This is a genomic window from Vibrio sp. 070316B, assembly GCF_013114115.1.
GTDB lineage: Bacteria > Pseudomonadota > Gammaproteobacteria > Enterobacterales > Vibrionaceae > Vibrio > Vibrio chagasii_B.
In genome coordinates this window covers 1-22,783 of the sequence record NZ_VTYC01000031.1, presented here as the reverse complement: position 1 = coordinate 22,783, position 22,783 = coordinate 1, and the positions used below count along the sequence as shown (strand labels likewise).

Genomic DNA, 22,783 nt, shown 5'->3' with positions numbered 1-22,783 from the left:
ACTTATGGGATTAGTGGTGATGGAGTAAGGCATGTTAGCGAGATACTTCTGTGGTTTATTAGTACTAGTTTCCGTGAGTACATGGAGCTATACGAGTTCTGAAGAGCGTCGGTTTATTCCGGCAGATTCAGAGCTCTCTTTCATGCTGATATACCCTGAACTTACCCAGAGCATTTACCAAGATACCTCATTTCCATTCTTGTGGGACTCTCCCGAGCTGGTCAAGGCGTTTGAATTCCAGTTATCGCTGATTGAACAAGCGAAGATGGCCCCGCTTTTTGAGCGACAGCTTAAACAGATTCGCCAATACCAATCTCGACAGCAGTGGCAAGAGTTGGACATACTACTGACTGACACCTTCATCTATTATCTGAGCTACGTTGAGAATGCGCCAATCATAGGTAAGGAGTGGTATTTCTCCGGTCAGCTGCATTCTAAATTACCCGCGCCTTCACCTCATATTGTTATGAGACTAAAAAGCAGCGTCGCCAATGATTACTTGTTGGAGATGGTGCTGTCTTACGCGCCACCGGTTGGCGATTTTGACCAATTCAAAGCAACCTATTCTGTTTTAAACACGGCATCAGAGCTTGGTGTTGAACGTTACCGACAAAAAGGTTTGAAACGCTTGGGGGATCAACTTTCAGACAAAGCGACGCTGGTTGAGCGCATTGCATTGGTTGGCGTAGACACTTCAATGATCGCTATCGATTCCCCTCGATTTGATCGAGACTTACAAATCGCGACCAAAGCTTTTCAAAGTATGCATGGGATTACCGCGGATGGGATTATTGGACCAGACACGATTAAGTGGATCAACATGGGCTTTGATGATCGACTCACTGCTCTAGCATTGAACGCCGAGCGTGCACGTTTATGGCCAAGAAATAGAGACTCACTGATAGTGGTGAATGTACCTAGTTTTGATATGAAGTATTGGGAAGGAGGAGAAGAGGTTTTTGAATCTAAAGTCGTGGTCGGGAGAAAATCGAGAAAAACACCACTCTTAGAGATAAAACTTGATTCGGTGATCTTAAACCCGACTTGGAACGTGCCATGGAAAATCATGGTTAAAGATATCTTGCCTAAAGTAAAAGCCGACGAAAGTTATCTTGAAACACACAATTTTCAAGTGATTGATGGTTGGCGTTCGATGGAAACTGTCGATACTACCGAGATTGATTGGCAGACAATCAACTTCAACTCTTTCCCATATCGAATGCGTCAGCAAGCAGGCTCTAGCAATGCATTAGGTTTGTATAAGTTCAATACGCCCAACAAGCGAGCTATCTATCTCCATGATACCCCAAGTAAAAGCTTGTTTAACGATGACTTCCGCGCCTATAGCTCTGGTTGTATTCGTGTTGAGCATGCCGAGGAACTCGCGGAGTTGTTATTTGCGACTAAGGTAAAGAAAGTGCCGAATCAGAGTGATGACCTAGCACCCAATACTAAAGTTCGACTCAAGAAAAGAATCCCTGTACATATCATTTATCAAACCGTGTTATTTGAGGAAGAGGGGATTCAATATCGTGGCGACATCTATCAATACGATAAACAGGGTGGTTAATGGCAGATATGCATAGAATGGTTATCTTGACCAAAAAATGACAACTCGCCTTCTATTGATAAAATTATAATGAGTATCAATAACTAACCGTGCAAAGGTTACAAATACTAACGTTTTGCGCGGTTTTTGTACGTTGACGCAGCAAATTCCATTATGTATCGTGCGTTTTTTGTTCGATCTAATTGGTTTTCTTGCTGTATGTCTCAAAGTTTATTTTCACGCCGTCAGTTTCTGACTTACGCTGGTGGTACTGCTGTTGTTGCCTCACTTACTCCTTCTATTGCTTTTGCTTCATACCCTGATCAACCAAGAACGATTAGCATGAACAACCTTCATACTGGTGAAAGATTAGAGACCTGTTATTTCGATGGGACTAACTATATTGGTGATGAAATGGCTCGCCTTAGTAAGTTATGTCGAGACTTCCGCCGCAATGAAATCCACCCAATGGATAAGAACCTCTTTGATCAGATCACTCAGATCCAAAATATCTTGGGTATTCAAAAAGAAGTTCAGATCATCTCTGGTTACCGTTCACCGGCGACAAACGAAGCATTACGATCTAAGTCGAGTGGGGTTGCGAAAAAGAGCTACCACATGCTTGGAAAAGCGATCGATTTTCGTATCGATGGTGTTGATTTAAAGGAGCTGAGAGACGTAGCTAAAAGTCTGCAAGCAGGTGGTGTTGGTTATTACTCTCGTAGTAACTTCATCCACATTGATACTGGTCCAGTACGAAGCTGGTAGCTCTAGGCTCTGTGGTGAACTGAAGCGGTAGGCACTTGTCAAAGTAGACATCCAATGTCATAGTTTGCCCAAATTTTAGTTTGCCCTTTAAGGTTTGTATATGTCTCTTAAGTATCAAGTTGTACCTGTTACCTCTTTCGCTCAAAACTGCTCGATTGTGTGGTGTGATGAAACCATGGAAGGCATCGTTGTTGATCCAGGTGGCGACATCCAACAGCTAGCTGCAATCATCGAAGAGCTAGGTGTGAAGGTAGTGAACTTGGTGCTGACTCATGGTCACTTAGATCATGTTGGTGGTACGGTGCCACTTTCAGAGATGTTGAACGTGGAAATTGTTGGCCCACATAAGGCAGACAACTTCTGGCTACAAGGCCTTGAGAATCAAAGCCAAATGTTTGGTTTCCCTCTGTGTAAAGCGTTTGAACCAAATACTTGGTTAGAAGAGGGTGATAAAGTGAGGTTTGGTAACCAAGTTATCGATGTGATTCATACTCCGGGCCACACACCAGGCCACGTGGTACTGTTTAGCGAGCAAGCTCGTTTAGCGTTTGTTGGTGATGTGTTGTTTAACGGTGCAATTGGTCGTACTGACTTCCCGCAAGGCGATTTCAACACGCTTATCACATCAATCAAGACCAAGCTTTGGCCACTAGGCAGCGATGTAACTTTCGTTCCGGGTCACGGACCTGAATCGACATTCGGTCGTGAGCGCGCTTCAAACCCGTTCGTAGCAGATGAGATGCCTCTGTACTAAGTCAGTTATTGAATACCAAAACGATTGAAAATGAAGCTTAGCTTTTCTTCTGAAAGCTAAGCTTTTTTTATTGTTCATCGCGGGTTAGCGTGAACATTCACTTCTATAGCTTTGAATGTTAATTAGAAATACGTTCGGCAGCGGCTAGGTAGCGCCTAGCAAGGCCCACAAACTCTTCCCCACTAATATTTAGGTCATTGGTTGATATAAAAATATCGTAGCCGTGAAAACCTCTTTGATATTTCATTCTGTTAGCGAGCATCGCCTGTAGTCCAGAGTAATTTTTGATGACGGCTTTCTCGTCATTTGACGTTTTAGAGGGTTCAGATGCAGCTTGTGTTTGGCTGTTACTAAAATAGCTCTCTTCAGTGTTTTCTGATTCTTTAAATTTACTTAGCTCTACACAGCCAGCTTCAGTACAGCGGGCGTGGTAATGCGAAGAGTCGAGAACCATGTCTTCAAAGTTCGACTCCTTACCCGCTTGTTTGGCTCCCAAGTATAAAAGTGCGCGCTGGCTGAGCAGTAATTCGCAGGTGATTTTAGGGCAGATGGAATCCAAGTAGGGTGAGTAATCTTTGACCTTAATACCGATCCAAGGAAGAGGTTGATGCCATCCATCTTGTTCATAAGTACACAAGCCGATTTTTTGGATATTACTCCATTTTAAAACCCACCCGCCCTTATAAAAATGCTGCTGAAAATGTGTTGGTGTGAGTGTGAACATCACTCTGCTACGCAGCATTAAATAATAACCAGTGGCGAGTAAAGTAATAATGCAAAATGCGCCTACGATCAGTAACTTTGGGTTGTTGCTATAGAGTGCAATGATGAAGCAAATAAAGCCTAAAATAACAGCTAGAATACGGTATGAGCGAGTGAACGAAGGCAAAGAGAAATTTGTTAAATGACGAGTGTCCATAGGCAACACCAAGTTTTCATATTTTTGTCTGGATGGATAACCAGTGTATATGACCCTGAATTGATAAGTCGATGTTTAAATAATAGACGCTAGTAGACAATATCGGTATTTTTCGTCGACTTTCGACGCTTCACTCTACAAATAGCTCCTGTTTTTTGGTATAAATCGCGCTTCAAATTTTCACCACTGCGAAAAGAGCAGTGAACTGGAGAAATATTCAATGAGACTTGCTCATAAGCGTAAGGTGCAGGCTAAACTGCAGAAACGCACTAAAGCGGCTGTAGTTAAAGCAGTGGCAACGCCGAAAAAAGCGAAGCCTGTCGCAGAGAAAGTTGTAGCAGAAAAAACTGTAGCAGCAAAACCAGCGGTAGAGAAAACAGTAGCAGCAACTAAAGAAGTTGCAGTAGCACTGACTCCTAAGCAACAACAAGTTCTAGACATCGTTGTTAGCAATGCTGAAGGCATTAACCCTAAAGGTATCGGCCTAGCAGCTGGTCAAGAAGACGCGAAAGCAGCTTCATGGGCAACAGGCGCATTGAAAAAACTTCTTGAAGAAAACCTAGTAGCGAAAGAGCAGCTAGCAGGTAACAAGGTTATCTACAAAGCTATCTAATCCCACGGGATGATATTCGCTTCGTTAAGTTTTTAAGCCTCGATTATCGAGGCTTTTTTGTATCTGAAAGGTACTGAATAACTCCTTTACTTTTCCCATTCTAAATATCCTCTTAACTTATTCACGATAACTTCCAATTTTGTTTCTTATCAGCGAGCACTAAAGTAGGGCGGATCAACCGATAAATGCGGATGACTCTCCCTAAAATGCAGCAACGACTAGAGCTTCATCACGAAATGGGAATCAATTGTTAATACGGGTTCATTGTAACTACTTAGGTATTTATCAATACGCATTTTCGGGGTGAATTCTTCAAGTCCTTTAAAATCGTTACCATTCTTTTATCTCCTACGTAGTTCTACTTAATCCTTTGGTCTAATACGTACCTTTACACAAGCTCAGGGTGCGTGCTCTCCCTGATATCTTGTTGCTTCATCGCGGTGCACTCTTAGGTTGAATCATAAAAAATGCTCAAAGAAAGAGTGTTAACCCAACAAAGGACGTGAACATGAGTCTCATTTCTAACTCCCTTACACGAGTTTTTAAAAACGTAGCGGTAACTGCTGCGGCTTGTTTAGCTTTGGTCGCAACCGGTGCAACAGCTGCGGATAAGGTTTATCGTTTGAAACTTGCTGAAACATGGGGACCGAATTTCCCTGTTTTCGGTGATGCAACGAAAAACATGGCAGCGATGGCTGAGAAGATGTCGAATGGTCGACTGCAAATCAGAATCGATTCAGCGAACAAACACAAAGCCCCTCTAGGCGTTTTTGACATGGTTAAGTCTGGTCAATACGACATGGGTCACTCAGGCTCTTACTACTGGAAAGGTAAAGTTCCAAACACTCTTTACTTCACTTCTATGCCTTTCGGTATGACGCCTGCAGAACAATACGCATGGTTCTATCACGGTGGTGGTATGGAGTTGATGGAGCAGGTTTATTCTCCACACAACTTGATGTCATTCCCAGGTGGTAACACCGATATCCAGATGGGTGGTTGGTTTCAGAAAGAGATCAACAGCGTTGAAGATCTACAAGGTCTGAAAATGCGAATCCCAGGCTTTGCAGGCGAGATTCTTGCTGAGCTAGGTGCTAAACCGACCAACATTGCCCCAGGTGAGCTTTACACGTCTCTAGAGCGTCGCACGATTGATGCGCTAGAGTGGGTAGGTCCATCACTGGATTTACGTATGGGTTTCCACAAAATCGCGCCTTACTACTACACAGGTTGGCACGAGCCGGGTTCAGAGCTTCAGTTCCTAGTGAACAAGCGTACATGGAACAAGCTTCCTGAAGATCTACAAGAAATCCTGCGTGTTGCAATGCGTACAGCGGCTTACGACATGTACACACAAGCAACGCATGAAAGTGGTAAGAACTGGGTTTCAATGAAGACTGAGTACCCAGATGTACAAGTAAAAGATTTCCCGCCAGAGGTTATGTCTGCACTGAAAGAAGCGAACGATCGCCTACTTGCTGAGCACGCTGAGAAAGATGCATTGGCAAAAGAGATTCAAGCTTCACAAGCAGCTTACCTAGAGCAAGTACGTTCATGGACGGATATTTCACATAGAGCTTATCTAAATAGCCAAGCGAAATAATCGACGGTTGTTGAACTGAAGTTAAATGAACCCAAAGCTTTTCTTATTGAGTATTTAAGAGTGAATACGCTGAGGGTTCATTTTAAACATAATAATTAAATGCCCAAGAACCCTTTCTACATCGAACAGCTTGTTACCCCGCTGCACGATGTCTTTTCAAATTCCATGGAGTCGGGAATGCGAAGTCTAATTTATATTGAACGCCTGTTTAATCGTATTGGTGACGCACTGGGATGGCTTTCCAGTATGTTGTTTATTTTACTTATCGCCAACGTCGTCTATGACGTTGTCATGAGATATGCGTTCAACGATGTCTCAATCGCCTTTCAAGAGATGGAATGGCACCTTTTCTCTGCCGTTTTCCTACTAGGTGTGCCATATGCCATCAAAGCAGGTGGCCACGTTCGAGTAGACGTATTCTACGAGCAGCTGAGCTTTAAAGCGCAAGCCATCATTGACCTGCTAGGCACGCTGATCTTTCTACTTCCGTTTTGCCTGCTGGTGGCTTGGTTTGGTATCGATGTAGCCAAAGAGAGCTATGAACTGGGTGAGACCTCAGGCGATCCCGGTGGCTTGCCATATCGATGGATCATCAAAGCCATGATCCCGCTGTCATTCTTCTTGATGGCACTGAGTGGCGTAGGTTTGATCCTGCACTCACTCAACAAGATTTTTAATCCGCACCTTATCCATGCAAATCATAAGTAGAGGCTAAACATGATTGGAATAGTAATGTTTTTTGTAGCCTTGTTTGCACTGTTACTTGGCTTCCCAGTTGCGTTTACCTTTGGTGGTATCGCCTTAATCTTTGGTGTTTGGGCTGAAGGCATCGAGATGTTTGCTTTCATGCCATATCGAATTCAATCGATCATGGAAAATACGGTGTTAATGGCCGTTCCATTATTCGTTTTCATGGGGCTTGTTCTGCAAAAGACCAAGCTTGCTGAGCAGCTACTTGAGTCTATGGGCCGCTTGTTTGGTGGTGTGCGTGGTGGTATCGCGATTTCTACAGTACTGGTAGGTTCGTTACTTGCTGCTTCAACCGGCGTGGTTGGTGCTTCTGTTGTTGCGATGGGCCTTATCTCATTGCCTGTAATGCTTAAGTACAATTACGACAAAGGCTTAGCCTGCGGCACCATCTGTGCTTCTGGTACTTTAGGTCAAATCATCCCACCATCGATCGTATTGATTCTACTCGGTGATGTGCTTGGTGTTCCGGTTGGTGACTTGTTTCAAGCGGCGATTTGGCCGGGTGTAATGCTGGTGGGCGCGTACATTGTTTATATTTTGATATACGCAAAACTTCACCCTGAAGCGGCTCAGCCAATTGAGCGTGACGATTCAATCAGCCGTAAACAAGAAGTGATTGATGCGCTTAAAGCGATTCTTCCGCCGCTCGCGTTAATCATAGTGGTACTGGGTTCTATCTTTGCGGGCGTGGCGACGCCAACAGAGTCTGCCGCATTAGGTGGCGCGGGTGCGATGATACTTGCACTACTGTACGGGCAGTTTAGCTGGTCGATGGTGTATGACGCTTCTAAAGAAACCGTAAAAGTAACGGCAATGGTGTTTGCAATCTTGCTGGGTGCGACCGCTTTCTCGATGGCGTTTACTTATACTGGCGGTGACTATCTGGTTGAAGAGTGGATGCTACAGCTTCCTGGTGAGAAGTGGGGCTTCCTGATTATTACTATGTTGGTGATTTTGATTCTGGGTTTCTTCATCGATTTCGTAGAGATCTGTTTCATCATCGTGCCAATCTTAGCGCCGGTTGCTGAGTTAATGGGTATCAACATGACGTGGTTCGCTATCTTGATTGCAATGAACCTACAAACCTCCTTCTTGACGCCACCGTTTGGTTTTAGCTTGTTCTACCTAAAAGGTGTGGCACCAAAAGGCGTAACGACCAAAGACATCTACCGAGGTGTGATGCCTTTCATTGTGATTCAGATACTCGTACTTGGGTCACTTCTCGCGTTCCCCGCGTTTTATGGAATGTGAGTGACGCCAAGAATGTGAACGATATGTTTCAACGGCTATCTATAAATTGCTAAAATAAAACGGCTTATTGATGTTCAATAAGCCGTTTTTAGTGAGGAAAAGGAATGCCTCTAAAAGCCAAGCTGATTCTGCTGACGCTACTCCCGTTGCTGCTGGTTACGGCGAGCATTAGTTGGATCTCGTTACACCAGACTAAAACTTTGGGTGATAAAGAGGTCGAGATCTTCAGAGACAGCCTGATTAAGTCCCGTGAAAATGCACTCAAGGACACTGTCGATCTCGCTTTCGACGCCATTGAACACATCTACAACGATCCCGATATTCAAGAAGCCCAAGCTAAAACGGAAGTTCGAGCCATATTGTCTAAACTTAGATATGGCGCAGATGGCTATTTTTTCGCTTATGATCGCCACGGAACCAATCTCGTGCATCCAATACAGCCGGAATTGATCGGCCAGAATTTACTGCAACTTCAAGATGAAGATGGTGATTTCCTGATTGAAGCCTTGTTACGAGAAGCACAAACCGGTGGAGGCTTTCATCAGTACTTGTGGCAAAAGCCTTCGACAGGGGAAGTGGTATCCAAGCTGAGTTATGCCGCCTGGTTGGAACGCTGGGACTGGATGATTGGCACGGGTTTGTACATTGAAGATGTACATCAAGAAGTCGCTTCAATGCAGGCTGCGATCAACAAGAATATTGAAACCACTTTTTTCTCTATCGTGGTGATTTTGAGCGTAACGGTAGCAGTGATCATCGTGCTGACTTTAGCCATCAATATGCACGAACATCGCATTGCGGATAACAACTTGAAAGAGCTGGCTCACAAGACTGTGATGTTTCAAGAGGATGAGAAAAAGCACCTCGCGCGCGAGCTGCATGATGGTATTAACCAATTATTAGTGTCGAGTCGTTGCCATTTGGAGCTGCTTGGTAATAAGTTACAGAGTGAAGAGCTTAAGGCTCACCTCAATAAATCGCAGCACTCACTGATGCGCGCCATTGAGGAAGTGAGGCATATCTCGCACCAGCTGCGTCCAAGTTCATTAGATGATATTGGTCTAGAAGCCGCTTTGTCATCACTGCTTTTAGACTTTAAAGCGCACTCGGGCATTGAGGTTGAAACCCTGTTCGCAACTCAACCGGGGAAGTTAAAGTCAGAGGCGGCGACCACCTTGTATCGAGTGGTTCAGGAGTCGTTAACCAACATAGAGAAACATGCACAAGCGACCAAAGTAACGGTTATCGCGCAGCAAATTGGCAATGTGTTGCAACTGCTTATTCAGGATAACGGTGTCGGTTTTAATACTTACAAAGCGATGGAAAAACGAGGGATCGGTCTGCGAAATATGCGAGAGCGGGTGGAGTTTATCGGTGGCGATTTTGAACTGATGAGCGAGATTGGCTTCGGAACGGAAATTACAGTGTTACTGACACTAGAGGGATTAATGAATGAGTGAAGTTATTCGAGTTGTGATTGCTGACGATCACCAAGTGGTACTGGATGGCTTTATGGCGAGATTGGAACTCGAGCCTGATATTAGCGTGATAGGTACCGCAAGCAATGGCTTAGAGGCAGTCGAGATTGTCAAAGACCTACGCCCGGATGTGGTGTTGATGGATATCAGTATGCCCATTATGAATGGGATTGATGCCACACACCTGATCAAAGAAGAAGACCCGGACGCTAAGGTACTGATGCTGACCATGCATAACAACCGTGAATATATTATGAAGGTGATGCAGTCGGGTGCAGTGGGCTATATGTTGAAGGAGATTTCCGCTGAAAAAATGGTTCAAGCAATCAAAACGGTCAATCAAGGTTCGACGTATTTCTGCGAAAAAGTGACTCAAAACTTGTTCACCCAGCCAATTACTCCGACGCCATCGGTGAAGAATCCACTGAGTCGACGTGAGGAAGCTGTACTGAAATTAGTGGCGAAAGGCGAGAGCAGTAAAGAGGTGGCGAAGGCGCTGAATATTAGCTATCGAACTGTCGAAACCCATCGACAAAACATTAAGCATAAGCTCGACATTCACTCTACTGCAGAGCTTGCCAAGTACGCTGTCAATTGTGGGCTTGTGGATTGATCTTACGCTAAATTACACCAAATGTGTAATTTAATTACTAAATGTGTAATTAAGGCCTCCATTATGGAGGTTTTTTTAGTATTTTTGCGACAGGTTGATATTCTTCCTTTCGAAATTTAAGTGCCGGATGCAATGTTGCAAACCGAGCGCTGCAAAGTTAGAGAGGAAACATGGAGTCTGTTAAGGATAGGTATAGTATTGATAATACTGATTATACCGTAGGACAAGATAACGTTCAGAAATGGGGTTTTGATGTACATAACCCTGTATTTGGTATTAGTGCTGGGTCGATCATCATCTTCCTGTTGGCACTTTTGGTGGCAGAGCCAGAGACCGCGAAATCTGCACTTGATGGTATAAAATGGAAAGTCATCGGTAACTTCGATGGGTTCTTTATGTGGGCAGCCAACATCTTTGTAATTTTCTGTTTTGCCCTCATTGTCTCCCCGTATGGCAAGATACGTATTGGTGGCAATGATGCCAAAGCAGAGCACTCTAACCTTTCTTGGATGTCGATGTTATTCGCTGCAGGAATGGGTATTGGTTTGATGTTCTGGGGTGTTGCAGAGCCAGTCGCTTACTTCACTGGATGGTATGAAACGCCACTTGGTGTCGAAGCATACTCACCTGAAGCGGCTAAGCTTGCACTGGGTGCAACCATCTATAACTGGGGCTTACACGGCTGGGCTATCTACGCTGTTGTTGCTCTTGCACTCGCTTTCTTTACTTTCAATAAAGGTTTACCTCTTTCAATCCGCTCGATTTTCTACCCGATTCTAGGGGATAGAACTTGGGGTTGGTTTGGTCACATTGTTGATATCGTGGCGGTACTAGCAACGCTGTTTGGTTTAGCAACCTCATTAGGTTTAGGCGCGCAGCAAGCGACAAGTGGCATCAACCATGTGTTTGGTACTGATGGCGGTATTGGCATGCAGTTGGTTGTAATTGCTGTGGTCACTTTTCTGGCAACGATGTCGGTTGTGCGTGGCATCAACGGTGGCGTAAAGGTGCTAAGTAATGTGAATATGTTGGTCGCTTTAGGCTTGCTGATTTTCGTGACGATTGCTGGTGGCATTGCTGGTATTAAAGCTATCCCAACGGCGCTGATGGGTTACGTCGAAAACTTTATTCCTCTAAGTAATCCCCATGGTCGTGGTGATGAAACTTGGATGCAAGGTTGGACGGTATTCTACTGGGCGTGGTGGATGTCTTGGTCACCATTCGTAGGCATGTTTATCGCTCGTATTTCTAAAGGTCGTACGATTCGTGAATTCATCGTCGCGGTACTGTTCATCCCAACGACAGTGATCATTATCTGGATGGCGATTTTTGGCGGCATTGCGATAGACCAAGTTGCGAACAAAGTCGGTGAGATAGGCATGAATGGTCTACAAGATATTACACTTTCGCTGTTCCACACTTACGATGCGCTGCCAATGAGCTCTGTTTTATCTGTGGTGTCGATTGGCTTGATTATGGTGTTCTTTATCACCTCTTCAGACTCGGGTTCACTAGTGATTGATAGTATTACCTCTGGTGGTAAAGTGGATTCACCTGTTCCTCAACGTGTTTTTTGGGCGGTAATTGGTGGTGCGATTGCTGCGGTTCTATTGTGGGTTGGTGGCACAGAATCTATCCAAGCATTGCAAGCCGGTACCGTTTCTATGGCACTTCCATTTGCGTTCATATTATTGCTTATGTGCCTAAGCTTATTACTCGGTTTACGGACAGAAAATCAATTGGTGAAACACCGAAATGCTTTGAGTTGAAAGTAATATTGAATTAAAGGCTGACATGTTCGGCTTTTTTTTCGACATTAATTTGAGTATTTACGTGAATATTGGATGAAAACCAAACGAACCGCTTCAGGTTTACTGAAAACAATAAGTTAACCTGCTAAACTTCAGACATCCAAGTATTTGAATTAATGTGACAACAGCTTGTGCTACTTGGATTGTAGGTTCGAGTTTGTGATTAGGTCACAGGTAAGTAAGGGATATTAGTAGTATTCCGTAGAGAGGGATAATGACTAAAGGTATAGATAAATACAGTATCGACAGTACCGATTACACTGTTGGTCAGGATAACGTCCAAAAATGGGGTTTCGACGTACATAACCCAGTATTTGGCATTAGTGCAGGTTTGATTGCTCTGTTTTTGATTGGTGTTCTGGTTACTGATACTGCATCAGCGAAGGCCGCACTGGATGGCGTTAAAGGGCAAATCATCAATTCATTCGATTGGCTGTTCATCTGGTCAGGCAATATTTTTGTAATCTTCTGCTTAGGCTTGATCGTTTCTCCGTTTGGTAAAATCCGCCTTGGTGGTGTTGATGCAACGGCAGATTACTCGTTCATGTCTTGGTTATCCATGTTGTTCGCAGCAGGTATGGGTATCGGATTGATGTTCTGGAGTGTGGCAGAGCCAGCGGCTTACTACACTGGTTGGTTTGAGACGCCACTTGGCGTAGAGCCGAACACACCAGAGGCGGCAAAACTGGCGCTGGGCGCAACCATGTATCACTGGGGTCTGCACCCTTGGGCTATTTATGGCGTGGTTGCTCTTTCGTTAGCATTCTTCTCTTACAACAAGGGACTTCCGCTTTCGATTCGTTCTATCTTCTACCCAATTTTAGGTGATAGAGCATGGGGCTGGGCTGGTCACGTTGTTGATATTCTAGCGGTACTTGCGACTCTATTTGGTCTGGCGACCTCGCTAGGTTTAGGCGCACAGCAAGCAGCAAGTGGTATTCAACACGTATTTGGCCTTGAAGCTGGTTTGGGCTTACAAGTTATCGTTATTACGGCTGTAACTTTGCTGGCCGTAGTCTCAGTACTTCGTGGTATAGATGGCGGTGTAAAAGTTATCAGTAACATAAACATGCTGGTAGCGTTCTTACTGCTTATCTTAGTGGCACTAATCGGTTATGCAGTGACACTAGGCTCTATCCCAACAACCCTAATGGCGTACATCGAGAACATCATTCCACTTAGTAACCCTCACGGTCGTGAAGACCAAGCATGGTTGCACGGTTGGACGGTATTCTACTGGGCTTGGTGGATTTCATGGTCACCATTCGTAGGTATGTTCATCGCACGTGTATCTAAAGGTCGTACGGTTCGTGAGTTCATCACAGCGGTTCTGATTGTTCCAACTACTGTAACTATCATTTGGATGTCAGTATTTGGCGGTATGGCGATTGATCAAATCGTGAATAACATCGGCACACTTGGTAGTGAAGGTTTAACCGACGTATCACTAGCGATGTTCCAAATGTTCGATGCGTTACCGTTTGGTACGTTGCTATCAATCATTGCAGTAGTATTGGTTCTAGTATTCTTTATTACATCGTCTGACTCAGGCTCTCTGGTTATCGACAGCATTACCGCTGGTGGTAAAGTAGACACGCCGGTACCTCAACGTGTTTTCTGGGCGTTCCTTGAAGGTGCGATTGCAGTGGCACTATTGTGGGTTGGTGGTACTGAAGCAGTACAAGCTCTTCAAGCTGGTGCTATCTCGACGGCGCTGCCTTTCACCATCATTCTGTTATTGATGTGTGTGAGCTTGCTAATGGGTATGCGTACAGAAAAACGCTAGCTCATAAAGCGTGAATCGACCGTGTTATAAATACAGTCGAACGATAAATAATACGAAGGCAGGTGAGGAGACTCACCTGCCTTTTTTCTATCTATTTTCATGCCCATTTCTATCTATTTTCATGACAGTTTCTATACATACTTCATCGTATTGGAGCTGAAATGTTTTGTAATAACCATATCGTTAATAGCGCCTTGAATTTGGCGATATGCCAACTAATTGGCATAAGCTAAGGCTATGGTTTACATAAAAATATATTCCAATATTAAATTGTGAAATCGCTCGAATTTAATACTGATATTGGGTAGTATGCGCGGGATTTCCCACCACTCGTGAAACTTTGACATGAAACTAACACTAAAACAGAAGTTAATAGGTGCGAGCCTATCTGCTGTTGTCGTTATGGCTACAGCACTGACTTGGTTATCAGCAAACCAGTTATTTGAACAGACTCGTAATGGCGTATACCTACGAGCTGAAAGCGTATCAGAAGCAGCATCTGAAGGTATTAAAAACTGGATTGATATTCGTACGGATATCGCTTCAGCATTCAACGACTTTTCACGAGAGGATGATGTTGTTCCTTTCCTTAAGCAAGCTCGTGTAGCGGGTGGCTTTGACGATATCTTTTTAGGTACTCCAGAAGGTGGCATGTACCGCTCACACCCTGAACGTAACCGTGCCGGTTACGATCCTCGTCAACGTCCTTGGTACCAAGAAGCAAACGCTGCAGGTAAGCAGATCATTACTACGGCTTACCAAGATGCAATCACCAAAGCACTTCTAGTAACGATTGCAGAGCCAGTTCGCCACAATGGTCAACTTGTTGGTGTGGTAGGTGCTGACGTACTTATCGACCAATTGGTTAATGACGTTATCAGCCTAGATGTGGGTGACAACGCTCACGCAATGCTAATCGATGCGTCTGACGGCACATTCCTAGCGCACCCAGATTCAGCACTAAGCCTGAAGCCAGTAAGCCAGCTTTCTAATGACATCTCTATGCCTATCATCGAGAATGCAGTGCGTACTGGTAGCATCGAGATCATTAAAGAACGTGGCGCTGAGAAGCTGCTTTACTTCACGAAAGTACCAAACACTAACTGGATCTTCGCGGTTCAGATGGACCGAGCGACTGAAGAAGCAAACCACTCAACACTACTTACTCAGCTTATTATGACGGCTGTAGTGATCACGCTTATCGTGATCGTACTGGTTTCTTGGTTGGTGAGCTTCCTATTCCGCGACCTAAACCGTGTATCTGCAGCACTAGAAGAGATTGCTTCAGGTGAAGGTGACCTTACTCAGCGTCTTGAGCCTAAGAGCGACGACGAAATCGGCCAGCTGGCGCAAAACTTCAACCGTTTCGTGGGCAACATGCACACAATGGTGATCAAGTTAAGTGAAGTGTCTGCTGCATTGGGTAACCAAGCGCGCCAAACTGCATCACAAGCGGAAGAGCGTAGCGCTCGCATCCAGATGCAACAAGACGAAATCAACATGGTTGCAACCGCTGTTAACGAAATGGCTGCGGCAACACAAGAGATCGCGGGTAACGCAGACCACACGGCACAGAATTCATCTGAAGCGGTTGGTGCGTGTGAGCACGGTACTGGTCAAGTAACACAGACTCAAAGCTCAATCCAAAATCTTGCTCAAGAAGTTCAGATTGCGACGAACGTAATCCTAGAACTTGAAGAGCACGGTAATAGCATCAACGCTATCTTGTCTAACATTCAAGGCATCGCTGAACAGACAAACCTACTTGCACTTAACGCAGCGATTGAAGCAGCTCGTGCTGGTGAGCAAGGTCGTGGCTTTGCGGTTGTTGCTGATGAAGTTCGTGTTCTGAGCCAACGTACACACGGTTCAACACAAGAGATTCAACAGACTATCGAATTGCTACAAGGTACAACAGGCAAAGCGGTTAGCATCATGAATGACAGCCGTACTCTGGCTGAAACCAGTGTTGATGACGCAAACTCAGCGGCTGCAAGCCTAACGCAAATTCATGCTGCTGTTGAACGTATCAGCGACATGGCGACACAGATTGCTTCTGCGGCAGAAGAGCAAGCTTCTGTAACGTCTGAGATTACTCGTAACACTGAGGGAATCCGTGACGTGTCTAACGAGCTAGCAGACGAAGCACACCAAGCGGCAGAGCAAGCAGCTCAGCTGTCTGAACTGTCTCATGAGCTAGAGAGCGAAATCAGTCGCTTCAAGCTGTAAGCACTAAAGCGTAAATTTAAAGCCGAATGTGATTATCACATTCGGCTTTTTTTTGCCTCTTAGTTGGAGGCTTAGGCACTGAGTGCTAGTTGCTTTTTAGGTTCAGTAATTAGTTAAACCAAGCTATATATTGTCAACCTTAACAATATCGTCGTTAAATTTAATGTATTCCACGTTGGTAATTTTATCTGTTCCATTCGAATTGCCAGAGATTTGTGTTACACCCCCAGCTAGCTTCTCAATTAAATAATCGCCTTTATTACCATCTACCTTCAAGACATCGATACCATCGGAGCCATCAAAACTGTTGTTAGACGAATTCCCTTCAAAATAGTTATCCTGAGCATTCCCAAGTACAATCAAAGGCTCAGAGCCTATAACTTTCAAGTTTTTAATATACTGAGATTTAAAGGTGTACTTTTCATCACTATTAGAAGAAAACTGTATTTTAAATGTATTATTTAAGCTTGGGTGTCCCTTTAAATATTGATTAATCTTTTCACTGTCAATCCTTGCAGTATATTGATGATATTCAGGTAAGAATTCTTTGACCATAGCAAAGCCTTCTCCATCACTAGGCAAAGTTTCGCGTGTAACATATCGGTAGTTATCCATTCCTCCAAACTCAGTATTAAACCCACCATACATTCCATAATACGTGTCTGCTAATGCAGCAAAGTATTCGTGAGAAAAGGTTTGTCCCATTTTATACTGTTCTGGAAGCCCTAGGTTTTTACCTATATCGTCTCCGCCCCAATCTCCATCCCATTGTTCTTCACGTTTTTCATCAAGGGTCGCACCATCAGCTTGTGGGCTCCAGATTGAGCTCCCAGCAACGTAGTCTTTAGTCGTATCTTTGTCATCGTAAACATATAGGCCTGATACGTTGTCATACTTATAATCTTTAAAGATACTCAGGCTATGTTCGGTTATTCTCTTCTGTAGACCACCTTTATCGCCCTCTCCAGTTAAAGGCGCGATTCCTTGGGCCTGAGTGATATGAAGAATCTCTTCAATCGAAGCGTCTCTTGAGCCAGCCCCAGTTTTTGAGTTATAGCCGGAAAAATACTCTGGTTCACCAACGTATGTCGTTTCGTTATAACCAAGAGCTTGGCTGTGAACAAACCAGCCATACTTTTTGAACAAATAATTATCTGAAGCTATTTTTTGGAGGAAATTGTCTTCAGTTGCAGAAGCCATTTTAGGCTCACGAACTTTCAACAACCTAAGCAATTCCTGTTGAATTGTCCCAAGGTCACCCTCCGACGAAGCCATAAGTAGAGTACCTTGTCGTTGACTTATCGTTTTAAAGATATCTACTTTGCTTAGTTCCGTGTTCGCTCCATTATTAGACAAAAGAGAGGTCCATACACCTATCGCTTGACGAAGGTCCTCATCACTACCTTTTGTCGCAAGAATGGTAATACTAATACTTGGATCTGAACGCAACGGTATTTTAATAAAGTAATCAAAGCCCGCATCCTTTGCGATCTGATAGTTACGTGGGAAGACCGTATTAAAAGCGCCATCGATATTGTAATTTGTAATCACGTTCGATTCACGCGGCAAGGTAAATCCAGAATTCGTAACATTAGTACTGTTATTGTTACCGCCACCGCTTCCGCCGCCACATGCAGTAAGCATTGTTGTAACAACAAGAGAAGGAATAATGAGTTTATTTATCATAGAGAACCAAATTATCTGCAAGCAATAAAGCTCGCATGTTACAAGAAATGGTATTTTCTCTTGGTAAGCTTTTGTAAGTTATGTATTGATAGGGCTTACAAATGACCTTTAAGTTATGTATTTGAGCTATCAATTTGCGGGAAGTAAGAAGGGTAATCAAAGTGGGCAAGCCTAACTTGCCCACTGGTTTACTTTGCTTAGAAGTATTTTTTCGCTACCTCAACAGCTTTGTCCAAATCTGGAATCATAGTCAGCTCTGGAACTCGCTGAATATGAACGATTTTGTTGTCTTTATCGACAACGAATGTGCTACGAGCCAGTAAACCAAGTTCGTTGATTTGTGTGCCTGATTCAAAACCAAAAACGTGGTCTTTGGCATCTGAAAGCAAAGTTAGGTTGTCTGTAATACCTTTCTCATTCTTGAATCGATCCAGTGCGAAAGTTGTGTCTGCACTTAGGCCGATGAATTCAATGTTATCTGTCAGTTCAGGGTTTGCTTTTACAAAGTTAGAAAGATCCTGAGCTTGTTGGTTACATACTGGTGTGTCAATCGAAGCCAGTACACTAAAGATACGCACTTTGTCTGTTTTTGCTGTGGTATCGTACGGCTGGTTTTTGTTTGTCATCAATGTTACTGAAGGCAGGTAATCACCAACAGCCAAGCTATTACCGACAAGGTTGAACGTTGTCTCGTAGTATAAAGTCAGCGTATTGTCTTTTCCTGTTGGAGCCGTTTCACTGGTTGTTAAGTAGTCCGCAGCACCTGCCGTTGTGGTTAAAATCAGTGCCGCCAGCGTGATTAACGTTTTTTTCATGTTGAGTCTCTTGAATTATATTAGTTAAGCTCAGTTTCAAGCGGGGCAAACTCTAGCTAAACAACATGGGGTTTGTTCAAACCAACAGATAATGAAAATCACATCGTTCAACTTTATTATAAAATATCAATGACTAATAGAATAAGACCCTATTTAAAGTGAGAGTTTACATAAACTGAGTATCTTAGAAATCTGTATTATTCTAACTTCAGAACTGTCATTTTTTATTTTGTATGAATGCAAGTAGTTATGGGCTTTATTCTTATAAACTATCGAAAAATCGGTCTCAAAAACACCTTCGCCATTTTTAGTTACTGTTATATCAATATGCCTAGCTCTACAGTCCTTATATGAGCTTACTCGGATTATTCCCTCCATACTATCAAGGTCTAGCATCCCCGTATGATCAACAAGGTTATATGAGATGTTTTCTGTGGACACCAAACGCTGGGTCATATTTTTGTTGATATTATTTGTGTTATAGCAACCTCTAATGAGTGACAAGGAGGAAATAGCCAGCATTAACATGAATAGCTTTTTAAGATAAACCAGAGTTTCGCGAGGTTTATTCGACGGCTCTTGGTTGTCGATTACTTCGACAGGTACTGAGACTTCGCTTGTTGCTCCATCTATGGCAGCAGCGGCTACTGTGTCGTCCTCCTGGGTTTCGGAAGTTAGACTGGTTTCAGTAGGTGAATGGCTTTCAGTAGGTGAATGGCTTTCAGTAGGTAGATGGGCTTCTGATGACTCTTCATTGGATATTTTCTCAAGCAAATAGCCAGCTTTACTCACAGTGGTGAGCTTTGTATTTTTAATACCAATCGTTTTGAGCGACTTTCTTAACGTACTGATCGTATTGGTTAGAGATTGATCAGAGACAATGGCACCGTTCCAACATTCACTAAAAAGCTCATCTTTACTCACACATCGACCATTATGGTTATGCAAATAGAGTAAAACACGGAATGGTTTTGGCCTTAGTTTGATTAAGGTTTTATTTTCGATATTCATTATCGAACGATCGCTCAGGTTTATATGTAACTCATCATTAATTACAAGTGAATTATCATTAATCATTCTACTTCTCTCAAATTAATTATTTTTATTGTTATTACGCCTAGACCAACTTGTCGTCGATTCTATTTTTTTTCATCGCTTTGGCTATCAAAAATCAAGTTCGTTTGAAAAATGTGTGGAATGTATATTTGGTGTGTTTTTAGTTAGTTTTGAATGATGTGGTTTAGGTTGTGCGCAAGTACGATAGACGCATAATTCACGGATAGAACATCAACAGATATAGGGATTATTAATAAGGTTGTTTGTTTTTGGGAGTGAAGATGAAAGTTGTATCAAAAGAAAGTGTTACACGCGTTTTAGGCAGCATTGAAGAATATAAACAGGTAGCTTGTGTTGAATCCAAAGGCTTAGACGTCATTAGTTTACTGATTCGCTTATGTCACCTTCAGAGCAAGAAGATCTCAGAAGACGATCGCCAAGTTTTAGTGGACCACATCAAAGATTTGATATCCGAAGAGCTAGTCTTTGCCCAAAAAATGGAGCTGGAAGAAGCTGAAGCGATATTAATGGACTCTGTTAGCCCGCTATGCAATCTAGCACAATCCAAGTGAGGCTAACTGATGCTTGAGTGGAACTCTGAACACCGTCGATATGAGATGTCGGTTCTTGGATTTAAAGTGCATAGTGTGTTTCAGTCGATTAATGACGCAGACCAAAATGTGTTTGGCTATGAGGCGATATGCCGAGTAGAGATGCAAGGTGCAAAGGTAAACGTTAAACGCTTCTATAAAATTCTTGAGGACTTCGGTGAGAAGTCTGAGTTTAGATTTAAGTTTTTCTTGAACATTATGCACTTGAGAAACTTTCGGAACTCGAGCATCTACGGTCGTGATCTAAAGCTGTTTCTCAATGTTACCCCATGCTTTTTTAAGTACTTTTCATACGGGAACGACTTAAACAGCTTATATCTCCCGTTAATCAAGGAGGAGCGGGTAGACTTGAGTCAAATCGTCGTCGAAATTGTCGAGGACTATTGCCCTTTAGCTGACATAGAGAGTTTACATCGAGGTACTGAGTACCTCAGAAACATAGGTATTTCCTTCGCACTGGATGACTTTGGCTCTGGTTGGGCGGGTTATAGCCGCATGGCAGTCGTGAAGCCTGACTACCTCAAAGTGAGCCGTGATATGTTGATCGAGTTTGCTATGAGTGGTTCTCAAGACGACAACCTTTTGGAAGAACTGAACACCATTACGACGATACAAGGTATTAAGGTGATTTTTGAGGGGATTGAGAACGTGGATAACTTACGTTCTGCTGCCCAGTATGGGGCTGATTATTATCAGGGTTACCACATAGATTTCCCTAAATCTTATCCTGTAAACATGCTAGACCAAGGTGTTGCCACGCCAGATGAAAAATTCAGGCTAAACACTTATCTCAATAAGAAAACCAGAATAACGAGTAAAAGCGCTTAACTCACCAAGTGACTGAACCCGCGCTCCAAATAATCAATTTGTCGATTTCCCTTATCTGAACTACTACTCTTCGGTTCACTAACCTCTCGTGTGGGAGGTTAGCTTTTTGGCTAGTGACATCGATATGAGTGAGTTGAATTTGAATTACTTTGGATTGAACGGTTTAGACGCTGGGGAGGGCTATCAGTATTCTAATGAGGATTACAGTTCGTTTTCTGAATTTCTTTCTGGATTACTTTTTGAATTACTTTCTTGGATTAACTGAATCAATCCGCTTTTACTGTAAGTGCAATAGGCATGAAGAAATCTCTCAACCTCTTCAATTTCAACTTGATTCACTCTGCACGATACATACCCTTCCTTCTGATCAACACCAAGCTTAATGTTGTAAAGCTGCTGCTCTCTATCCACAAAAAGACAAGTCCCTTCACTGGTACAAATACTAACGTTGGCGTTTTCGTTTGAGTTAATCGAAGACCATAAATCATCAAATGATGCTTTGATTGCATCATAGTCTTTACGTTCCGCTACTTCGTCTCTGGTAAGAGACATCATGCAAATCTCGCTCATAGTTTTCCTCTCTATTTATGCCTTATCGTTAATACCTTATCGTCAATAGAAAGTCTCCCAGCATTGTGAGGATGCTGGGAGAATCAATGTCATTCAGTTTAGATAGCGATTTACGCAGCCTTAGCGTCGCTCTTTAGCTGTTCTAGACAGCGTATGAAAGCACGTAGGTTTCGATATACATCAGTTTGGTCATAAAACACGGCAACGTTTTCTAACTCTATCGGGCCTGATACCGCGTTATCTAGCATTAGGTTATCAATCAAGCCAAAGTTTTCTAGCGTCATACCAATGCCATCCACATAGGTTTGATCGTCTACTTGCTTAGCATTCGGCAGTTGGTCTAGGTTTCGTTTTAAGAAAAGATCCGAGTTATTGCTGTAGGCAAGTACCGTTTTACCTAGCGCTTTACCAAAGCCCATTTCATAGGCTGTACCCACATCGCAGCTCGCGCCTCTGAAAGGCGTCATGTTGGCGATGACGATATCACAGCTCTCAATCAGCTCTTCATTAGCACGGCCAATCTTCAAGCCATTTTGCTGAGGGCTAGGTTCATTCAACTCTAGAATATTGTCGAGTGGGAAAATACCCTCGAAGCCATAAGCTTCACAAATCTTCTTCTTTTGATCACCGATAGAGACAGCGTCACTTAGAAATACTTCTGGTCCTGCTAGATAAATACGTTTCAACGGTTAACTCCTGATTAGCAACAGTGCTTGTGTTTGTGCTGATATTTTTATCTATTGGATTGTTTAAGTAATAACCGAAACTACACGGTTTGCTAACGTGTGGATTTGGTGTGTTTTTAGCTTTATGGTTTAAAAAGTGAATCATTAGTGCTGTTTTGCTTAAGCTCATGATTTGAATATCACTTTGAGGATGCTTTGTGTTCGTTTAAGGCGAGAATATGGCTGAGAGTCTAAAGGGAAGGTGACCTGCTTGAGATGCAGAAAAATCGATAGGCAATAAAAAAGGTTCATCGCGGCTTTCCAGGGAAAGCCGCTTTTATCTTCAAGAAGAAGTAATCTGTATCTCGATACCCATATCCCATTCGCTTGATTAGCTTTATCTTGTTGTTTATCCCTTCCAATGTGCA

21 protein-coding genes are annotated in these 22,783 nt (G+C 43.2%); 14 read left to right on the top strand and 7 right to left on the bottom strand.

The features are described from left to right. Positions 1 to 31: 31 nt before the first annotated feature. The 3 genes from F0251_RS19355 to F0251_RS19345 all read left to right on the top strand — a co-directional run bounded on the left by F0251_RS19355 (position 32) and on the right by F0251_RS19345 (position 3,071). Positions 32 to 1,570 (top strand): murein L,D-transpeptidase, encoded by a 1,539-nt coding sequence (locus F0251_RS19355; protein WP_061032776.1) that lies wholly within the window; start codon positions 32 to 34, stop codon positions 1,568 to 1,570. 198 nt (positions 1,571 to 1,768) lie between these two features. Next, positions 1,769 to 2,317: a YcbK family protein gene (locus F0251_RS19350; RefSeq protein WP_171731622.1), complete on the top strand. Its 549-nt coding sequence runs from the start codon at positions 1,769 to 1,771 to the stop codon at positions 2,315 to 2,317. Positions 2,318 to 2,417: 100 nt separating this feature from the next. Next, positions 2,418 to 3,071, top strand: a complete 654-nt coding sequence (locus tag F0251_RS19345; RefSeq protein WP_105057328.1) for an MBL fold metallo-hydrolase — start codon at positions 2,418 to 2,420, stop codon at positions 3,069 to 3,071. A gap of 118 nt (positions 3,072 to 3,189) precedes the next feature. On the opposite strand, the gene F0251_RS19340 is transcribed toward F0251_RS19345, so the two are convergent. Further along, entirely contained in the window at positions 3,190 to 3,990 is an 801-nt protein-coding gene (locus F0251_RS19340; protein ID WP_171731621.1) for a DUF2982 domain-containing protein, read from the bottom strand. Positions 3,991 to 4,210: 220 nt separating this feature from the next. Between F0251_RS19340 and F0251_RS19335 the strand changes: the two genes are divergently transcribed. The 9 genes from F0251_RS19335 (at position 4,211) to F0251_RS19295 (ending at position 16,124) form a co-directional block, all read left to right on the top strand. Beyond that, positions 4,211 to 4,603, top strand: a complete 393-nt coding sequence (locus F0251_RS19335) for a hypothetical protein (protein WP_004740184.1) — start codon at positions 4,211 to 4,213, stop codon at positions 4,601 to 4,603. 508 nt (positions 4,604 to 5,111) lie between these two features. Further along, positions 5,112 to 6,206: a TRAP transporter substrate-binding protein gene (locus F0251_RS19330; protein WP_050052955.1), complete on the top strand. Its 1,095-nt coding sequence runs from the start codon at positions 5,112 to 5,114 to the stop codon at positions 6,204 to 6,206. A gap of 177 nt (positions 6,207 to 6,383) precedes the next feature. After that, entirely contained in the window at positions 6,384 to 6,914 is a 531-nt protein-coding gene (locus F0251_RS19325) for a TRAP transporter small permease subunit (RefSeq protein ID WP_008224282.1), read from the top strand. Between the two features lie 9 nt (positions 6,915 to 6,923). Beyond that, entirely contained in the window at positions 6,924 to 8,207 is a 1,284-nt protein-coding gene (locus F0251_RS19320; protein WP_008224281.1) for a TRAP transporter large permease subunit, read from the top strand. Between the two features lie 104 nt (positions 8,208 to 8,311). Further along, positions 8,312 to 9,667, top strand: coding sequence for a cache domain-containing protein (locus F0251_RS19315; RefSeq protein WP_061032773.1), 1,356 nt, complete (start codon positions 8,312 to 8,314; stop codon positions 9,665 to 9,667). Next, the gene (locus F0251_RS19310; RefSeq protein WP_116871889.1) at positions 9,660 to 10,298 is read left to right on the top strand and encodes a response regulator transcription factor; all 639 of its coding nucleotides are present in this window, start codon (positions 9,660 to 9,662) and stop codon (positions 10,296 to 10,298) included. Before F0251_RS19315 ends, F0251_RS19310 begins: the two co-directional genes overlap by 8 nt. Before the next feature lie 170 nt (positions 10,299 to 10,468). Beyond that, positions 10,469 to 12,067, top strand: a complete 1,599-nt coding sequence (locus F0251_RS19305; protein WP_171731620.1) for a BCCT family transporter — start codon at positions 10,469 to 10,471, stop codon at positions 12,065 to 12,067. Between the two features lie 256 nt (positions 12,068 to 12,323). After that, entirely contained in the window at positions 12,324 to 13,895 is a 1,572-nt protein-coding gene (locus F0251_RS19300; RefSeq protein ID WP_008224276.1) for a BCCT family transporter, read from the top strand. 345 nt (positions 13,896 to 14,240) lie between these two features. Next, positions 14,241 to 16,124, top strand: coding sequence for a methyl-accepting chemotaxis protein (locus tag F0251_RS19295; protein ID WP_008224272.1), 1,884 nt, complete (start codon positions 14,241 to 14,243; stop codon positions 16,122 to 16,124). Positions 16,125 to 16,247: 123 nt separating this feature from the next. Here F0251_RS19295 and F0251_RS19290 read toward each other — a convergent pair whose 3' ends face one another. The 3 genes from F0251_RS19290 to F0251_RS19280 form a co-directional block, all read right to left on the bottom strand. Further along, complete coding sequence (locus F0251_RS19290; protein ID WP_171731619.1) at positions 16,248 to 17,810, bottom strand: hypothetical protein; 1,563 nt, start codon at positions 17,808 to 17,810, stop codon at positions 16,248 to 16,250. Positions 17,811 to 18,007: 197 nt separating this feature from the next. Next, entirely contained in the window at positions 18,008 to 18,625 is a 618-nt protein-coding gene (locus F0251_RS19285; RefSeq protein WP_061032769.1) for a peroxiredoxin, read from the bottom strand. A gap of 153 nt (positions 18,626 to 18,778) precedes the next feature. Next, entirely contained in the window at positions 18,779 to 19,702 is a 924-nt protein-coding gene (locus tag F0251_RS19280; RefSeq protein WP_171731618.1) for a transcriptional regulator, read from the bottom strand. Positions 19,703 to 19,962: 260 nt separating this feature from the next. Between F0251_RS19280 and F0251_RS19275 the strand changes: the two genes are divergently transcribed. Together F0251_RS19275 and F0251_RS19270 are read left to right on the top strand one after the other, a co-directional pair. After that, a complete protein-coding gene (locus F0251_RS19275; RefSeq protein WP_105057321.1) occupies positions 19,963 to 20,253 on the top strand; it encodes a hypothetical protein in 291 nt (96 codons plus the stop codon). 9 nt (positions 20,254 to 20,262) lie between these two features. After that, complete coding sequence (locus F0251_RS19270) at positions 20,263 to 21,120, top strand: EAL domain-containing protein (RefSeq protein WP_061032766.1); 858 nt, start codon at positions 20,263 to 20,265, stop codon at positions 21,118 to 21,120. A 201-nt stretch (positions 21,121 to 21,321) separates the two neighbouring features. Here F0251_RS19270 and F0251_RS19265 read toward each other — a convergent pair whose 3' ends face one another. The 3 genes from F0251_RS19265 to F0251_RS19255 all read right to left on the bottom strand — a co-directional run. Continuing rightward, positions 21,322 to 21,675 (bottom strand): hypothetical protein, encoded by a 354-nt coding sequence (locus F0251_RS19265; protein WP_239961572.1) that lies wholly within the window; start codon positions 21,673 to 21,675, stop codon positions 21,322 to 21,324. Positions 21,676 to 21,800: 125 nt separating this feature from the next. After that, positions 21,801 to 22,376 carry a nucleoside 2-deoxyribosyltransferase gene (locus F0251_RS19260; RefSeq protein ID WP_171731617.1) on the bottom strand — a complete coding sequence of 192 codons (576 nt, stop codon included), beginning with the start codon at positions 22,374 to 22,376 and terminating at the stop codon, positions 21,801 to 21,803. Positions 22,377 to 22,663: 287 nt separating this feature from the next. Further along, a partial coding sequence (locus F0251_RS19255) for a transposase (RefSeq protein WP_137408763.1) occupies positions 22,664 to 22,783 on the bottom strand: 120 nt, incomplete at its 5' end.

What these genes read in the sequence shown, in the direction of transcription:
- F0251_RS19330 (WP_050052955.1), top strand. Translation starts at nt 5,112, where the DNA reads ATGAGTCTCATTTCTAACTCCCTTACACGAGTTTTTAAAAACGTAGCG.
- F0251_RS19350 (WP_171731622.1), top strand. Translation starts at nt 1,769, where the DNA reads ATGTCTCAAAGTTTATTTTCACGCCGTCAGTTTCTGACTTACGCTGGT.
- F0251_RS19315 (WP_061032773.1), top strand. Translation starts at nt 8,312, where the DNA reads ATGCCTCTAAAAGCCAAGCTGATTCTGCTGACGCTACTCCCGTTGCTG.
- F0251_RS19270 (WP_061032766.1), top strand. Translation starts at nt 20,263, where the DNA reads ATGCTTGAGTGGAACTCTGAACACCGTCGATATGAGATGTCGGTTCTT.
- F0251_RS19335 (WP_004740184.1), top strand. Translation starts at nt 4,211, where the DNA reads ATGAGACTTGCTCATAAGCGTAAGGTGCAGGCTAAACTGCAGAAACGC.
- F0251_RS19355 (WP_061032776.1), top strand. Translation starts at nt 32, where the DNA reads ATGTTAGCGAGATACTTCTGTGGTTTATTAGTACTAGTTTCCGTGAGT.
- F0251_RS19295 (WP_008224272.1), top strand. Translation starts at nt 14,241, where the DNA reads ATGAAACTAACACTAAAACAGAAGTTAATAGGTGCGAGCCTATCTGCT.
- F0251_RS19305 (WP_171731620.1), top strand. Translation starts at nt 10,469, where the DNA reads ATGGAGTCTGTTAAGGATAGGTATAGTATTGATAATACTGATTATACC.
- F0251_RS19265 (WP_239961572.1), bottom strand. Translation starts at nt 21,675, where the DNA reads ATGATGTCTCTTACCAGAGACGAAGTAGCGGAACGTAAAGACTATGAT.
- F0251_RS19285 (WP_061032769.1), bottom strand. Translation starts at nt 18,625, where the DNA reads ATGAAAAAAACGTTAATCACGCTGGCGGCACTGATTTTAACCACAACG.
- F0251_RS19345 (WP_105057328.1), top strand. Translation starts at nt 2,418, where the DNA reads ATGTCTCTTAAGTATCAAGTTGTACCTGTTACCTCTTTCGCTCAAAAC.
- F0251_RS19280 (WP_171731618.1), bottom strand. Translation starts at nt 19,702, where the DNA reads ATGATTAATGATAATTCACTTGTAATTAATGATGAGTTACATATAAAC.
- F0251_RS19300 (WP_008224276.1), top strand. Translation starts at nt 12,324, where the DNA reads ATGACTAAAGGTATAGATAAATACAGTATCGACAGTACCGATTACACT.
- F0251_RS19310 (WP_116871889.1), top strand. Translation starts at nt 9,660, where the DNA reads ATGAGTGAAGTTATTCGAGTTGTGATTGCTGACGATCACCAAGTGGTA.
- F0251_RS19325 (WP_008224282.1), top strand. Translation starts at nt 6,384, where the DNA reads ATGCGAAGTCTAATTTATATTGAACGCCTGTTTAATCGTATTGGTGAC.
- F0251_RS19340 (WP_171731621.1), bottom strand. Translation starts at nt 3,990, where the DNA reads ATGGACACTCGTCATTTAACAAATTTCTCTTTGCCTTCGTTCACTCGC.
- F0251_RS19320 (WP_008224281.1), top strand. Translation starts at nt 6,924, where the DNA reads ATGATTGGAATAGTAATGTTTTTTGTAGCCTTGTTTGCACTGTTACTT.
- F0251_RS19275 (WP_105057321.1), top strand. Translation starts at nt 19,963, where the DNA reads ATGAAAGTTGTATCAAAAGAAAGTGTTACACGCGTTTTAGGCAGCATT.
- F0251_RS19290 (WP_171731619.1), bottom strand. Translation starts at nt 17,810, where the DNA reads ATGATAAATAAACTCATTATTCCTTCTCTTGTTGTTACAACAATGCTT.